Consider the following 14086-nt stretch of genomic DNA (forward strand, 5'->3'; position numbering starts at 1 on the left):
ACAGACCATGAAACGCACACTTGCCACCGTCCTCGTCGCCGCGACCGTCATCCCGCTGGCCGCGTGCTCGCTGGACTCGGCCGCACAGTCCGATGACACCGTCCGCGTCGTCGTCGGATACCAGTCCAAGACCATCAACACCGTGACCGCGGGAACCCTGTTGCGGGCCAAGGGCTTTCTCGAGCAGCGTCTCGCCGATGCCGGCGAATCCTCGGGCGTCGACTACGTCGTCGAGTGGCAGGACTACGACACCGGCGCGCCGATCACCGCACAGATGGTCGCCGAGAAGATCGACATCGGCTCCATGGGCGACTACCCCCTGCTGATCAACGGGTCCAAGACCCAGGCCAACGAACGTGCCCGCACCCAATTCGTGTCCGTCACCGGATACAGCCCCACCGGCGCGTTGAACATGATCGTCGTCCCGCCCGACTCGACCGCGCGCACCGTCGCCGATCTCGAAGGCCAAAAGGTCTCGGCCAGTGTGGGATCGGCGGGCCACGGCACCCTGGTCCGCGCGCTCGACAACGCCGGGATCGACCCGAGAAGCGGCGTCGAGGTCCTCAATCAACAGCCCCAGGTGGGTGCGTCGGCCTTGGAATCCGGCCAGGTGCAGGCACTCTCGCAATTTGTCGCGTGGCCGGGGTTGTTGGCTTTCCAGGGTAAGGCGAAGCTGCTTTATGACGGCGCCGAAGGCAACTATCCGACCTTTCACGGCGTCGTTGTGCGGCGCGACTACGCCGATCGGCACCCGGAGGTGCTCGACGCGTTCCTGCAGGCCCAACTCGACGCCACCGAGTTCCTCAACGCCAACCCGCTCGAGTCCGCGCAGCTGGTCGCCGAGGGCAGCGGGCTGCCCGAGGAGGTGGTCTACCTGTACAACGGGCCGGGCGGAACGAGGTTCGACACCACGCTCAAGCCGTCGCTGATCGAAGCATTCAAAGGTGATGTGCCCTACCTGCAGTCGATCGGCGAGTTCGCCCCGCTGAACATCGACGAGTTCGTCTCCGACACCGCGATCCGCAAGGCGTTCACCGATCGCGGACAGGACTACGACGCCGCGGTGGCCAACACCGCGAACCCGTCGACGCTGCGCGGGCAGGACCCGGTCTGCGACATCCCCGTCGCCGACGCCGGCCTCGCCGGTGAACTGTGGATCGGGGGACGTGACACCACCCAACCCGCCGCCACCCCCGACTGCCTGCTGCGCGCCGTGCGGGAGGCCACCGCGGCCGGGCAGACCGTGCGCGCCGCCTACGTTCCCGACACCGAGTTCGGCACCCGCTGGTTCGCCGACAAGTCGGTGTGGGTGAAAGACGGTGATCGCCACCTGCCGTTCGGCACCGCCGCCGGCGCGCAGCGCTACACCGCCGCGCACCCGGATGCGGCGGTCGTCGACTACCAGCAGGCCCTGGCGGGAGCCGTATGACCACCCCGCCGGCGGTTCTGACCGCCGATGCCCCCGTGGTGCCTGCGCCGACGCGGCCCGCAGTCCGGTCGGCGCGCCGCTCCCGCTGGGCCTCCTGGCTGGTGCGCAGCGCGTCGGTCGCCGCGGCGGTGGTGCTGTGGCAGCTGCTGACCGCCAACGACGTCCGGCTGTGGCTGCGGTTCGACACCCTGCCCACCGTCGCCGAGGTGCTCTCCGCATTCGGCAACCGCGTCGAAACCACCGACTACTGGCTGGATTTGGGGCAGTCGCTGATCCGCATCCTGACCGGTTTCGCACTGGCCGCAGTGGCGGGCGTGGTCACCGGGATCCTGCTCGGCCGTTCAACCAAGTTCGCCAATGTGTTCGGCCCGCTCACCGAACTGGCGCGGCCCATCCCGGCCATCGCGATCGTGCCCGTGGCGATTCTGCTGTTCCCCACCGATGAGGGCGGAATCGTGTTCATCACGTTTCTCGCCGCCTACTTCCCGATCATGGTCAGCACCCGCCACGCTGTGCGTGCGCTGCCCACCCTGTGGGAGGACTCGGTGCGCACCCTGGGCGGCAGCCGCTGGGACGTGATCCTGCGGGTCGTGCTGCCGGGCATCCTGCCCGGCGTGTTCGGCGGCCTGTCTGTCGGCATCGGCGTCGCATGGATCTGCGTGATCTCCGCCGAGATGATCTCCGGACGACTCGGCGTCGGATATCGCACGTGGCAGGCCTACACGGTGCTCGCCTATCCCGACGTGTTCGTCGGCATCATCACCATCGGCGTACTCGGATTTGCCACCTCGGCCGCCGTGGAGATCGTCGGCCGGCGAGTCACCCGCTGGCTGCCCCGCGGTGAGGAGAAGTCCCAGTGACCGGAATGAACCTGCAATTGCGTGACCTCGTGCTGAGCTACGGCGGGGCCCCCGTTGTCGACGGACTCGGCCTCGACGTGGCGCCCGGCGAAATCCTGGTGCTGACAGGTCCGTCGGGCTGCGGCAAGTCGACGGTGTTGCGAGCGCTGGCCGGCCTGCTGGCCCCGGATGCCGGCGAGGTGCTCGCGGACGGCCTGCGTGTCACCACGACGTCCCGCGATCGGGCGATGGTGTTCCAGGACAATGCCCTATTGCCCTGGCGCACTGTGCAATCGAATGTCGAGCTTGCGCTCAAGCTCGCGGGTCGGCCCCGTCACGGGCGTCGCGAGGAAGCACTGAAGTGGATTGCCGACGTCGGTCTGACCGGATTCGAAAAGTACCTGCCCAAGAGCCTGTCCGGCGGGATGCGCCAACGTGTACAACTCGCCAGAGGGCTCGCCGGGGCGCCCCGAGCGGTCATGATGGACGAACCATTCGGAGCGCTGGACACCCAGACCAGGGCCACGATGCAGCGTCTGCTGATCGACACCTGGCGGAGCCATCCGACCACGGTCGTGTTCGTCACCCACGATGTCGATGAGGCATTGCTGATCGGGGACCGTATCGCCGTGCTCGGCCGGGCGGGAGACCCGTTGCGGGCACTGCTGGAGGTGCCCTCTCCACGTGACCCGACGGTGCCGCGCACCGCGCTGCGCGCTGAAGTGGTTGCCGCCCTGGACTATTCGGAGATTGCTGTCTGATGCACATTCCCTCACCTGCCGACGCGATCCGCCTGGACTGCGACGTCTTGGTCATCGGCGGCGGAACCGCGGGCACCATGGCCGCACTGACCGCCGCGGAGAACGGTGCCCAGGTGCTGCTGCTGGAGAAGGCCCACGTCCGGCACTCCGGAGCACTGGCCATGGGGATGGACGGGGTGAACAACGCCGTCATCCCCGGCAAGGCCACCCCGGAGGACTACGTCGCCGAGATCACCCGCGCGAACGACGGAATCGTCAACCAGCGCACCATCTATCAGACCGCCACCCGTGGGTTCGCGATGGTGCAGCGGCTCGAGCGGTACGGGGTGAAGTTCGAGAAGGACGAGCACGGGGAGTACGCCGTGCGTCGTGTGCATCGCTCCGGCTCCTACGTGCTGCCGATGCCCGAGGGCAAGGACGTCAAGAAGGCGCTCTACCGGGTGCTACGGCAGCGGTCGATGCGGGAGAAGATCCAGATCGAGAACCGACTGGTGCCGGTGCGGGTGCTCACCGACGACCTGGGCGAGCGAAGCGACGGCAAGGCAGCACGCCGTGCGGTCGGGGCGGCGGCACTCAACAGCCGAACCGGCGAGTTCGTCGTCGTCGCCGCCAAGGCGGTGATCCTGGCGACCGGCGCCTGCGGGCGGCTCGGTCTGCCCGCGTCCGGTTACCTGTACGGGACCTACGAGAACCCGACGAACGCCGGTGACGGTTACTCGATGGCATTCCATGCGGGCGCGGAGCTGTCGGGCATCGAGTGCTTCCAGATCAATCCGCTGATCAAGGATTACAACGGCCCGGCGTGCGCGTATGTGGCCAATCCGTTCGGCGGCTATCAGGTCAACGCGCTCGGCGAGCGGTTCGTGGACTCCGACTACTGGTCCGGCCAGATGATGGCCGAGGTCAAGACCGAGATCGAGTCCGCGCGTGGGCCGATCTACCTGAAGGTCACCCATCTGCCCGACGAGACACTGACCGCGCTGGAGAACATCCTGCACACCACCGAACGGCCCACCCGCGGCACGTTCCACGCCAACCGCGGTCACGACTACCGCACCCACGACATCGAGATGCACATCTCCGAGATCGGTTTGTGCAGCGGACATTCCGCGTCCGGGGTGTGGGTCGACGAAAACGCCCGCACGACGGTTCCGGGCCTGTACGCCGCCGGCGATCTGGCGTGCGTCCCGCACAACTACATGATCGGCGCGTTCGTCTACGGGGATCTGGCCGGCGCCCACGCAGCTTCCACACTGTCGGACGTGGCGGCCCCGCAGCGGTTGCCGGATGACCAGATCGCGCAAGCACATGAATTGATCTACCGGCCGCTGGGCAACCCGGACGGTCCGCCGCAGCCACAGGTCGAGTACAAGCTGCGTCGATTCGTCAACGACTATGTGGCGCCGCCGAAGACGGCGACGAAGTTGTCGCTGGCGGTGGAGGCGTTCCAACGGATGCGCGACGAGATCGCCGCGATGGGTGCCCACACCCCGCACGAGTTGATGCGCGCGGTCGAGGTGTCGTTCATCCGGGACTGCGCCGAAATGGCTGCCCGGTCATCGCTGACCCGCACCGAGTCCCGCTGGGGTCTGTACCACGACCGCAGCGACCTTCCCGAGCGCGATGACGACCAGTGGCGCTACCACCTCAACCTGCGCAAGACCGCCGACGGGGACATCGAATTCCTGAAGCGGCCCGTCGCACCGTACTTCGTGTCGGTCCCGGGCCTGGACGGCCTACCCACCGGGGAGACCGATCCCATTCCCGTGGCCGAACCGGAACTGGCCGCAGGACGGGCGCCTGCCTCGGAGGTGTCGCGGGTACCCGCCCCTGCAGCCCCACCGCCATCACCTCGGATCGCCGCGGTGCTGGCGCTCGACGAGCCCTCGGTCACCGCCCTGGCGCCGTTCCTGGCCGATGCGGATCCCGGAGTGCGGCGCACAGCGGTCGACGTGCTCACCGAGACGCTGTGCGACGGCTATGACGTGCCCCTTGTCCGGGCCCTCGACGACAGCGATGTCGAGGTGCGTCAGGTCGCCGCGGAAGGCATTCGCGAGCTCGTCGAGGTGCTCCCCCACCCGGTCGCGGTGCGACCGCACGCGGACTCCCCCGACGGGGTGGTGCGCGGTGCCGCGGTGTACGTGCTGGCCGCACGCCGCGTCGGCGACCCCCGGTTGTACCGTCGGCTGGCAGCCGACCCGGATCATCGGGTCCGCATCGAGGCGATTCGCGCGCTGGTGTCCGTCGACGACGTCGACGGCGTCGCCGCAGGCCACACCGACCCCAATCGCGAGGTGCGCATCGCCGTCGCCAACGGTCTCGGCACGCTGCGCGCCGGCACGGAGACGGTGCGCACGCTCATCACCGACACCGATCCGCTGGTGCAGGCGGCCGCGTTGGCGGCGATGGGCACCATCGGCTGGGACGACACCGATACCTCCGCCGTCGAGCGTGCGCTGGCGGCCTCGGCCTGGCAGATCCGGCAGGGTGCCGCTCGGGCATTGGCCGGGGCCCCGTCACCGACGGCGGCGGTGCCTCCGCTGGCGCAGGCCCTCGGCGACCCGCATCTCGATGTCCGTAAAGCAGCCGTCCTGAGCCTGACTCGGTGGGCGCCGTCGGAAGAGGCTGCGCGACAAGCCCTCACGGGCGCGCTCGACGACGGCGACGCCGACGTGCGCGCCTATGCCCGGCGGGCTCTGGAGGAGACCGTCACCTAGCACCGCGAGCGCGCGTGTCTGTCCCCGACACGCCGGTGCGTGGCGGCAGTCAGCGCGCGCTCGACGGCCGCGAGCGCGCCGCAAATGCCCACCAATGACGGAGTGTCGAAGGACAGACACGCGCGCTCGCGGAACGGGGTGCGTTACTTCTTGGCCGGCTTGTCGGAGGCGGCCTCGGTGGACAGCGCGGCGACGAACGCCTCCTGCGGGACGTCGACCCGGCCGATGGTCTTCATCCGCTTCTTGCCTTCCTTCTGCTTCTCGAGCAGCTTGCGCTTACGGGTGATGTCACCGCCGTAGCACTTGGACAGCACGTCTTTGCGGATGGCCCGAATGTTCTCGCGGGCAATGATTTTCGATCCGATCGCCGCCTGCACCGGCACCTCGAACTGCTGGCGCGGAATCAGCTCCTTGAGCTTGGTGGTCATCTTGTTGCCGTAGGCCGCCGCGCCGTCCTTGTGCACGATCGCCGAGAACGCGTCGACGGCCTCGCCCTGCAGCAGGATGTCGACCTTGACCAGCGCGGCCTCCTGCTCACCGGCCTCCTCGTAGTCGAGGCTGGCGTAACCGCGCGTGCGTGATTTCAGCGAGTCGAAGAAGTCGAAGATGATCTCGCCCAGCGGCATCGTGTAGCGCAACTCGACGCGTTCGGGCGACAGGTAGTCCATGCCGCCGAGCTCACCGCGGCGGGACTGGCAGAGCTCCATGATGGAGCCGATGAACTCGCTGGGCGCGATGATCGTCGTCTTCACGACCGGCTCGAAGACGCTGCGCACCTTGCCTTCCGGCCAGTCCGACGGGTTGGTGACGGTCAGTTCGGTTTCATCGTCTTTGATGACGCGGTAGACGACGTTGGGCGCGGTCGAGATGAGGTCGAGGTCGAACTCGCGCTCGAGGCGTTCGCGGGTGATCTCCATGTGCAGCAGTCCCAGGAAGCCGCACCGGAACCCGAAGCCCAGCGCCACCGACGTCTCCGGCTCGTAGGTCAGGGCCGCGTCGTTGAGTTGCAGCTTGTCCAGCGCGTCGCGCAGCACCGGGTAGTCCGACCCGTCCACCGGATACAAACCCGAGTACACCATCGGCTTGGGTTCGCGGTAGCCGGTGAGAGGCTCGGTGGCCCCGTGGCGCACGGTGGTCACCGTGTCCCCGACCTTGGACTGCCGGACGTCCTTCACCCCGGTGATGAGGTAACCGACCTCGCCGACCCCGAGTCCGTCGGAGGGTTTCGGCTCGGGAGAGACGATGCCGACCTCGAGCAGCTCGTGAGTGGCGCCGGTGGACATCATCTTGATCTTCTCGCGCGGGTTCAGTTTGCCGTCCACGACGCGGACGTAGGTGACGACGCCGCGGTAAATGTCGTAGACGGAGTCGAAGATCATCGCCCGCGCGGGCGCGTCGGCCTCCCCGACCGGCGGCGGGATCAGCCGCACCACCTCGTCGAGCAGCTCGGGCACTCCCGCGCCCGTCTTGCCGGACACCCGCAGCACATCGGACGGTTCGCAGCCGATGATGTGGGCGATCTCGCCGGCATAGCGATCGGGGTCGGCGGCAGGGAGGTCGATCTTGTTGAGCACCGGGATGATCGTCAGATCCCGGTCCAGCGCCAGGTACAGGTTGGCCAGCGTCTGAGCCTCGATGCCTTGGGCGGCGTCGACCAGCAGCACCGCACCCTCGCAGGCCTCCAGCGCGCGCGACACCTCGTAGGTGAAGTCGACGTGGCCGGGGGTGTCGATCAGATGCAGCACGAACTGCTCACCGTTGACTTCCCACGGCAGCCGCACGTTCTGCGCCTTGATGGTGATGCCGCGTTCCCGCTCGATGTCCATTCGGTCGAGGTACTGCGCGCGCATGTCGCGGTCGGAGACCACACCGGTGATGCCCAGCATCCGGTCTGCCAGCGTCGACTTGCCGTGGTCGATGTGGGCGATGATGCAGAAGTTCCGAATCTGCGCCGGCGCAGTGAACGTCTTGTCGGCGAAGCTACTGATGGGAATCTCCTGGTGAGCGTGGTTTCTGCGGCCGGGTAAGGCCAGTCCAGCCTAGCGAGCCGGTCCGCCTCCGACACAATCGAGCGTCCGGATCACCCCTATGCTTGGCGGGTATGGCGCCATCACCGGGCTATCTGAAGACCTTGCAGCGATTCCTGGTCAAGAACACCGAGAACCTCGTCTTCAACGAGGCGCCCAAACTCGTCCGCCAACTGCAGAAGTCGGAGACCCTGCAGCGCGGCATCGCCCAGGGCATTCGTCTCGGACTCGACGTGCTCGCCGCCGGCCAGCCCGCGCCGGCCACGCCGGCGCTGCCCACGGGCCGGCCGGTCTCACGCAACTTCGTCCCGACCGCGCACCGGGCACGGAAGGTGTCCTACTCGCCCGACCTCGACGGCCGCGCCGATCCGGGCGAGATCGTCTGGACGTGGGTGGTCTATGAGGACGACCCGAGCCGCGGCAAGGACCGGCCGGTGCTGGTGGTCGGCCGCGACCGCCAGATTCTGCTCGGCCTGATGCTGTCGAGCCAGGAACATCACCGCGACGAACCGAACTGGGTCGGTATCGGCAGCGGGACCTGGGACTACGACGGACGCCCCAGCTGGGTGCGGCTGGACCGCGTGCTCGACGTGCCCGAGGAAGGCATCCGGCGCGAGGGCGCGATCCTGGCACGCGAGATGTTCGACGTCGTCGCCGCGCGGTTGCGCGCCGACTATTCCTGGAGCTGATTTCGTCCCGCGAGCAGGAAACCTCACCGTGGCTGCCGCCACATCTGCCTCACCGTGGCTGCCGCCACATCTGCCTCACCGTGGCTGCCGCCACATCTGCCTCACCGTGGCTGCCGCCACATGGGCCACATCGTCGGCCCGCCCTCGGGCAGCGTGATCTCGCCGGTCACTTCGAACCCGAACCGCATGTAGTAGCCGATGTTGGACTCCTTGCTGGATTCCAGGTAGACGGGCGCGCCTTCCGCGTCACAGCGGTCCAGACGGGAGCGCATCAGCGCCTGCCCGAAACCTGCGCCCCGGACCGTCGGGTCGCTACCGATCACGGCGAGATACCAGTGCGGCTCCTCGGGGTGGTACTGCTTCATCAGCTCGGCCATCGCCTGCCCGCGTTTGACCTGACGTCCCATCGCCAGCAGGAACGCCGGCATCATCCGCAGCTCTTCGCGCGGCGTCTGCTTCCAGCGGCCCGGCGGATCCCACAGCGCGGCGGCATCGAGCCCGCCGTCGCGACCGGCGATCTCAGTCGCGTCGGCGCCGAAGAAGTGGTGGCGCGTCATCGCGGCGAAGACCCGCGGCAATGCCTTCGCCCGCCGGGTGTCGTCGGGAACCATCCACATCATCACGGGATCGTCGAAGAACGCGCGGCCCAAGACCCGCGACAGCGGCTTCACGTCGGCGCGGCGAGCGGGCGCGACTGCGATCGTCATGAGTGGTCAGACTACGGGGAAACCCTGGTCAGCCCTGGGTGATGTAGGCCTGCAACTGCTGGTGTTCGTGCTCGAGTTCTTCCATCCGGGTCTTGACCACGTCGCCGATGCTGACGATGCCGGCCAGCCGTCCGTCCACCATGACCGGGACGTGACGAACGCGGTTGGTCGTCATCAGCGCGGCCAGGCTGTCCACCGAATCGTCAGGCGAGCAGGTCGCCACCAGCGAGGTCATGATGTGCGCGACGGGTCTCCGGAGCAGTTCGGCGCCGAGCTCCGGGAGTTTGCGCACGACATCGCGCTCGGACACGATGCCCTGCACCCCGTCCGGTGACACGACCACCATCGCGCCGATGTTCTGGACCGCCAGTTCGGTCAGCAGGGCGGCGACCGACGTCTCGGGGGTGATGGTGGCCACCGCGTGACCCTTGTTGCGCAGCACGTCAGCGATTCGCATCGGCAACCTCCTGGTGACCCAGCTCACACCACAGTCCCACCAGGCTAGATCTCCACCCCCATGCGAGCCAACCCCCGGGGAAAAGCCAATCCGGCCCTGCGCCGCGCGGTTCCCGGTATATGTGGCCCCATGATCGAAGTCACCCTCCTCGGTACCGGCAGTCCGATTCCCGACGCCCGCCGTGCGGGCCCGTCGACTCTTGTGCGGGCCGGTGAGCAGATTTTCCTGGTCGACTGTGGGCGCGGCGTGCTGCAACGGGCGGCAGCCGTCGGCGTGGGCGCCAACAACCTGAGCGCACTGTTGATCACCCATCTGCACAGCGACCACATCACCGATCTCGCCGACGTGCTGATCACCCGGTGGGTGTCGAACTTCGATCCGAACATGCCCCCGCTGCCGATCATCGGCCCGCCCGGCATCGCCGAGGTCGTGGAAAGCGCACTGCGCACGATGCGTTTCGACATCGGCTACCGCATCGCCCACCACGATGACCTCACCGCCCCGCCGCAGGTCGAGGTCGAGGAAGTCACCGACGGTGTGGTGTGGGGCCGCGAAGGCGTGCAGATCCGGGTGGCCCCGACCGATCACCGGCCGGTGGAGCCGACGATCGGGTTCCGCGTCGAGCACGGCGGTGCGTCGGTCGTGCTGGCCGGTGACACCGTGCCGTGCTCGACGCTCGACGAATTGTCCTCCGGTGCAGGCGCATTGGTGCACACCGTGATCCGCGAGGATCTGATCGACGCGCTGCCGATGCAGCGGTTCCGGGACATCTGCGGCTATCACTCGTCGGTGGAGCAGGCCGCCGAGACGGCGGCACGCGCCGGTGTCGGCATCCTGATCCTGACCCACTACGTGCCGTCGATCCACCCCGGTCAGGAGGAGGACTGGCGGGCGCTGGCCGCCACCGCGTTCGACCGGCAGATCGAGATCGGCGACGACCTGCACCGGGTGGAGGTGCACCCGGGAGTTTGCGCTAAGCCAGCCGGGTGATCTCGACGATGACGTCGAGATCGGTGGAGCCTTCGCCGGAGTAGACGCCCTTGAGGGGGCTGACGTCGGAGTAGTCGCGGCCGACGCCGACGCTGATGTACTGCTCGTTGATCTCCGAATCGTTGGTCGGGTCGTAGTTCCACCATTCGCCGGTCCACGCCTGGATCCAGGCGTGGCTCTGGCCGTCGACGGTGTCGCCGATCTCGGCGTCACGATGAGGGTGCAGGTAGCCGGACACGTAACGCGACGGGATTCCCATACCGCGCAACAACATCAGCGTCAGATGCGCGAAGTCCTGACACACGCCCTTGCCTTCGCGCAACGCCTCGACCGCCGAGGTGTGCACACCGGTGGTGCCGGGCACGTACTTCAACTCGGCCTGCACCCAGCGGGCGGCCTCGATCACCGCTTCCACCGGTTCGTGATACTTCGCGATGCGCCGGCCCACGCGTTCGATGCGCTTGCTCGCCGGGGCGTAGTGCGTCGGCGCCAGCACCTCGAAGTACTTGTCCATCACCGGTTCGCTGGCCAGGTCCGACCAGGTGACCTTGGTCTGCGGCTCCTCGGGCTTGTCGGTTTCGACCACCGAGGACGCCGTCACCTCCAGTTCGGTGTGCGGCGCGTGCAAGTCGAAAGCGGTCACCGCGGTGCCCCAGTAGTCGACGTAGCGGTAGGACCGTGTCGCGGGCACGGTTTCGACGCGGTTGAGGATGACGTTCTGCCGGTTGTCCGAACGCGGCGTCAGCCGGGCTTCGTTGAACGACGCGGTGACCGGCGATTTGTAGGCGTATCCCGTCGAGTGCACCACTCGCATCCGCCACATATCAGACCTCTCCTTCTTCGATCACCAGCGCGTTGTGGCCGGCGTCGGTCCAGGCCACCCACGGTGCGGAGTGGAAGTACTGCAGCGCCAACGCTTCTCCGACATCGAAGCAGGTCTTCTGCAGACCGGCCAGCCGTGCCTCGAGCGACTCGAGCACCGCGTCGGGCTGCAGGAACTCCAGCTCGCTGCGCGCCCGGCCGAGCAGGCGTTGCGCCTCGGCGGTGGCGCCGAGACGGCCGTGCGGCCGCTTGAGGAGCTCGTCGAGGCTGTGTTCGGCCAACTTCAACGAGTAGAAGATCGAGCGCGGGAACAAGCGGTCCAGCAGCATGAACTCGACCACCCGGCCGGCATCGAGGACACCGCGGTAGGTACGCAGGTAGGTGTCGTGCGCGCCGGCCGAGCGCAACAGCGTCACCCAGGCCGGGGACGACGCGCTGTCACCGACCCGGGACAACAGCAGACGTACGGTCATGTCCACCCGCTCCAAAGCCCGCCCCAGCACCATGAACCGGTAGCCGTCGTCGCGGGACAGCGTCGAGTCGGCCAGCCCGGCGAACATCGCGGCCCGGCCCTCCACATAGGCGAGGAACTCGTGGGGCCCGAACCGTTTGGCGGCGCGTTCCCGTTCCGGAAGCGCGTTGTAGGTGCTGTTCAGACACTCCCAGATCTCGGTCGAGGTCACTTCCCTTGCCCCGCGGGCGTTTTCGCGGGCGGCCGAGATGGCTTCGACGATCGAGCAACCGCCGTAGGTTTCGCGGCTGAACGCGACGATGTCGGTCAGCGACCACACGTCGAGCGGCTCGTCCGGGGGCGCGATCCCCAGCACCCGCAGCAGGGTGCGCGACGCCCAGTCGGGGTCGACACTGGAGTCCTCGAGCAGCTGGTGCACGGTCACGTCCAGGATCCGCGCGGTGTCGTCGGCGCGTTCGACGTAGCGTCCGATCCAATACAGCGATTCGGCGTTTCTGGCCAACATGGCGGTCTCCTACTGCTGCTGTTGCTGCGGGCTGCTGCTGCTGTCCACTCCGGCGTCGGCTCGGGGGTTCTTGTCGTTGGCTGCGTGCGGCAGCGAACGCACCACCTCGGCGGCGGCGAGCTCCCGATCGGCGTCCGAGCGACGCGACGCCAACACCCAGGTGTCCTTGGAGCCACCGCCCTGACTGGAGTTGACCACCAGTGAGCCCTCCGGCAGCGCCACCCGCGTCAGCCCGCCCGGCAGCACCCACACCTCGTCACCGTCGTTGACCGCGAACGGGCGCAGGTCGACGTGGCGCGGCGCGAGGGTGTCACCGATCTGTGTCGGCACCGTGGACAACTGCATCACCGGCTGCGCGATCCAGCCGCGAGGATCGGCGGTGATCTTCTTGGTGATCGCGGCCAGCTCTTTCTCCGAGGCGTCCGGCCCGAACACGATGCCGTAGCCGCCGGACCCTTCGACCGGTTTGATGACCAGTTCGTCGATCCGGTCGAGCACCTCTTCGCGCTCCTCGTCCAGCCAGCACCGGAAGGTGTCGACGTTGGCCAGCAGCGGCTTCTCGCCCAGGTAGTACTCGATGATCGTGGGCACATAGGTGTAGACGAGCTTGTCGTCGCCGACGCCGTTGCCGACCGCGCTGGAGATCACCACGTTGCCGGCGCGCGCCGCGTTGAGGATCCCGGCCACACCGAGCACCGAATCGGGCTTGAACTGCATCGGGTCGAGGTAGTCGTCGTCGATGCGGCGGTAGATGACATCGACCTGACGTTCGCCTTCGGTGGTGCGCATGTAGACGGTGTTGTCGCGGCAGAACAGGTCGCGTCCCTCGACGAGCTCCACGCCCATCTGCCGGGCCAGCAGCGAGTGCTCGAAGTAGGCGGAGTTGTAGACCCCGGGAGTGAGGACCACCACCGTCGGGTCAGCGACGTTGTTGGCCGCGGCATTGCGCAACGCGCGCAGCAGATGCGACGAGTAGTCGCCGACGGCGCGCACCCGGTGGGTGGCGAACAGGTTCGGGAACACCCGCGCCATGGTGCGTCGGTTCTCCATGACGTAGGACACGCCGGACGGGGACCGCAGATTGTCCTCGAGAACGCGGAAGTTGCCTTGCTCGTCGCGGATCAGATCGATGCCCGCAACGTGGATGCGCACACCGTTGGGAGGCACGATGCCAACGGCTTCGCGGTGGAAGTGCTCGCACGAGCTGACCAGCCGGCGCGGGATGACCCCGTCTCGCAGGATCTCCTGCTCGCCGTAGATGTCGTCGAGGTACATCTCCAATGCCTGCACCCGCTGACGGATGCCGCGTTCCAGCCGCGTCCACTCCGCCGCGGAGATGACGCGCGGCACCAGATCCAGCGGAAACGGCCGCTCCTGGCCCGACAGCGAGAACGTGATGCCCTGATCGATGAACGCGCGACCCAACGCCTCGGCGCGGGCCGCCAACTCGGAGGCGTCCGAAGGGGCCAACTCCTTGTGGATGCCCTTGTAGGGACCTCGCACGCTGCCCTGCCCGTCGAACATCTCGTCAAAGGCTTCGGCATATTTGCCGACGGCGTTGTAACCCCCGAAGACGCCGTTGTGCCGCTTGGCGGCTCTGGTGGTGTTGCGTGGCGTCCGTGCAGTTTCAGTCGGCAACGTGTCCCCTGCTCTGTGATGAGTTTGCGGTGC

General features: G+C 67.7%; 12 protein-coding genes. 6 read left to right on the forward strand and 6 right to left on the reverse strand.

The features are described 5' to 3' along the window. Nucleotides 1-7: 7 nt before the first annotated feature. From ACQI46_RS13765 to ACQI46_RS13780, 4 genes are read left to right on the forward strand one after another with little or no spacing between them, the layout of a single operon-like run. Complete coding sequence (locus tag ACQI46_RS13765) at nt 8-1429, forward strand: ABC transporter substrate-binding protein (protein WP_427094571.1); 1422 nt, start codon at nt 8-10, stop codon at nt 1427-1429. Continuing rightward, nucleotides 1426-2289 (forward strand): ABC transporter permease, encoded by an 864-nt coding sequence (locus ACQI46_RS13770; protein ID WP_427094572.1) that lies wholly within the window; start codon nt 1426-1428, stop codon nt 2287-2289. The genes ACQI46_RS13765 and ACQI46_RS13770 overlap by 4 nt, the downstream gene beginning before the upstream one ends. Before the next feature lie 5 nt (nt 2290-2294). Further along, nucleotides 2295-3029, forward strand: coding sequence for an ABC transporter ATP-binding protein (locus ACQI46_RS13775; protein ID WP_427094786.1), 735 nt, complete (start codon nt 2295-2297; stop codon nt 3027-3029). Further along, nucleotides 3029-5746 carry a fumarate reductase/succinate dehydrogenase flavoprotein subunit gene (locus ACQI46_RS13780; RefSeq protein WP_427094573.1) on the forward strand — a complete coding sequence of 906 codons (2718 nt, stop codon included), beginning with the start codon at nt 3029-3031 and terminating at the stop codon, nt 5744-5746. Before ACQI46_RS13775 ends, ACQI46_RS13780 begins: the two co-directional genes overlap by 1 nt. A gap of 143 nt (nt 5747-5889) precedes the next feature. On the opposite strand, the gene lepA is transcribed toward ACQI46_RS13780, so the two are convergent. Then, nucleotides 5890-7779, reverse strand: a complete 1890-nt coding sequence (gene lepA / locus ACQI46_RS13785) for a translation elongation factor 4 (protein WP_427094787.1) — start codon at nt 7777-7779, stop codon at nt 5890-5892. Nucleotides 7780-7847: 68 nt separating this feature from the next. Between lepA and ACQI46_RS13790 the strand changes: the two genes are divergently transcribed. Then, nucleotides 7848-8462, forward strand: a complete 615-nt coding sequence (locus ACQI46_RS13790) for a type II toxin-antitoxin system PemK/MazF family toxin (protein ID WP_427094574.1) — start codon at nt 7848-7850, stop codon at nt 8460-8462. A 101-nt stretch (nt 8463-8563) separates the two neighbouring features. On the opposite strand, the gene ACQI46_RS13795 is transcribed toward ACQI46_RS13790, so the two are convergent. Continuing rightward, nucleotides 8564-9169, reverse strand: a complete 606-nt coding sequence (locus ACQI46_RS13795) for a GNAT family N-acetyltransferase (RefSeq protein WP_427094575.1) — start codon at nt 9167-9169, stop codon at nt 8564-8566. Nucleotides 9170-9197: 28 nt separating this feature from the next. Beyond that, entirely contained in the window at nt 9198-9626 is a 429-nt protein-coding gene (locus tag ACQI46_RS13800) for a CBS domain-containing protein (protein ID WP_427094576.1), read from the reverse strand. Between the two features lie 129 nt (nt 9627-9755). Here ACQI46_RS13800 and ACQI46_RS13805 point away from each other — a divergent pair, with 129 nt between their 5' ends. After that, on the forward strand, nt 9756-10616 hold the full coding sequence (locus ACQI46_RS13805; RefSeq protein ID WP_427094577.1) for a ribonuclease Z: 861 nt from the start codon (nt 9756-9758) through the stop codon (nt 10614-10616). Here ACQI46_RS13805 and ACQI46_RS13810 read toward each other — a convergent pair. From ACQI46_RS13810 to ACQI46_RS13820, 3 genes are read right to left on the reverse strand one after another with little or no spacing between them, the layout of a single operon-like run. Next, the gene (locus ACQI46_RS13810) at nt 10600-11439 is read right to left on the reverse strand and encodes a transglutaminase family protein (protein WP_427094578.1); all 840 of its coding nucleotides are present in this window, start codon (nt 11437-11439) and stop codon (nt 10600-10602) included. The genes ACQI46_RS13805 and ACQI46_RS13810 overlap by 17 nt on opposite strands. Nucleotide 11440: 1 nt before the next feature. Continuing rightward, nucleotides 11441-12415, reverse strand: coding sequence for an alpha-E domain-containing protein (locus tag ACQI46_RS13815; protein ID WP_427094579.1), 975 nt, complete (start codon nt 12413-12415; stop codon nt 11441-11443). A gap of 9 nt (nt 12416-12424) precedes the next feature. Beyond that, nucleotides 12425-13939, reverse strand: coding sequence for a circularly permuted type 2 ATP-grasp protein (locus ACQI46_RS13820; protein WP_427094788.1), 1515 nt, complete (start codon nt 13937-13939; stop codon nt 12425-12427). Nucleotides 13940-14086 lie beyond the last annotated feature (147 nt).

It is taken from the genome of Mycobacterium sp. SMC-4 (genome assembly GCF_050205565.1).
In the GTDB taxonomy this organism is placed as follows: domain Bacteria; phylum Actinomycetota; class Actinomycetes; order Mycobacteriales; family Mycobacteriaceae; genus Mycobacterium.

Excerpts from the sequence above, each read along its gene's own strand:
- ACQI46_RS13765 (WP_427094571.1), top strand. The coding sequence starts at position 8 with ATGAAACGCACACTTGCCACCGTCCTCGTCGCCGCGACCGTCATCCCG.
- ACQI46_RS13770 (WP_427094572.1), top strand. The coding sequence starts at position 1,426 with ATGACCACCCCGCCGGCGGTTCTGACCGCCGATGCCCCCGTGGTGCCT.
- ACQI46_RS13775 (WP_427094786.1), top strand. The coding sequence starts at position 2,295 with ATGAACCTGCAATTGCGTGACCTCGTGCTGAGCTACGGCGGGGCCCCC.
- ACQI46_RS13780 (WP_427094573.1), top strand. The coding sequence starts at position 3,029 with ATGCACATTCCCTCACCTGCCGACGCGATCCGCCTGGACTGCGACGTC.
- ACQI46_RS13790 (WP_427094574.1), top strand. The coding sequence starts at position 7,848 with ATGGCGCCATCACCGGGCTATCTGAAGACCTTGCAGCGATTCCTGGTC.
- ACQI46_RS13795 (WP_427094575.1), bottom strand. The coding sequence starts at position 9,169 with ATGACGATCGCAGTCGCGCCCGCTCGCCGCGCCGACGTGAAGCCGCTG.
- ACQI46_RS13800 (WP_427094576.1), bottom strand. The coding sequence starts at position 9,626 with ATGCGAATCGCTGACGTGCTGCGCAACAAGGGTCACGCGGTGGCCACC.
- ACQI46_RS13805 (WP_427094577.1), top strand. The coding sequence starts at position 9,756 with ATGATCGAAGTCACCCTCCTCGGTACCGGCAGTCCGATTCCCGACGCC.
- ACQI46_RS13810 (WP_427094578.1), bottom strand. The coding sequence starts at position 11,439 with ATGTGGCGGATGCGAGTGGTGCACTCGACGGGATACGCCTACAAATCG.
- ACQI46_RS13815 (WP_427094579.1), bottom strand. The coding sequence starts at position 12,415 with ATGTTGGCCAGAAACGCCGAATCGCTGTATTGGATCGGACGCTACGTC.
- ACQI46_RS13820 (WP_427094788.1), bottom strand. The coding sequence starts at position 13,939 with ATGTTCGACGGGCAGGGCAGCGTGCGAGGTCCCTACAAGGGCATCCAC.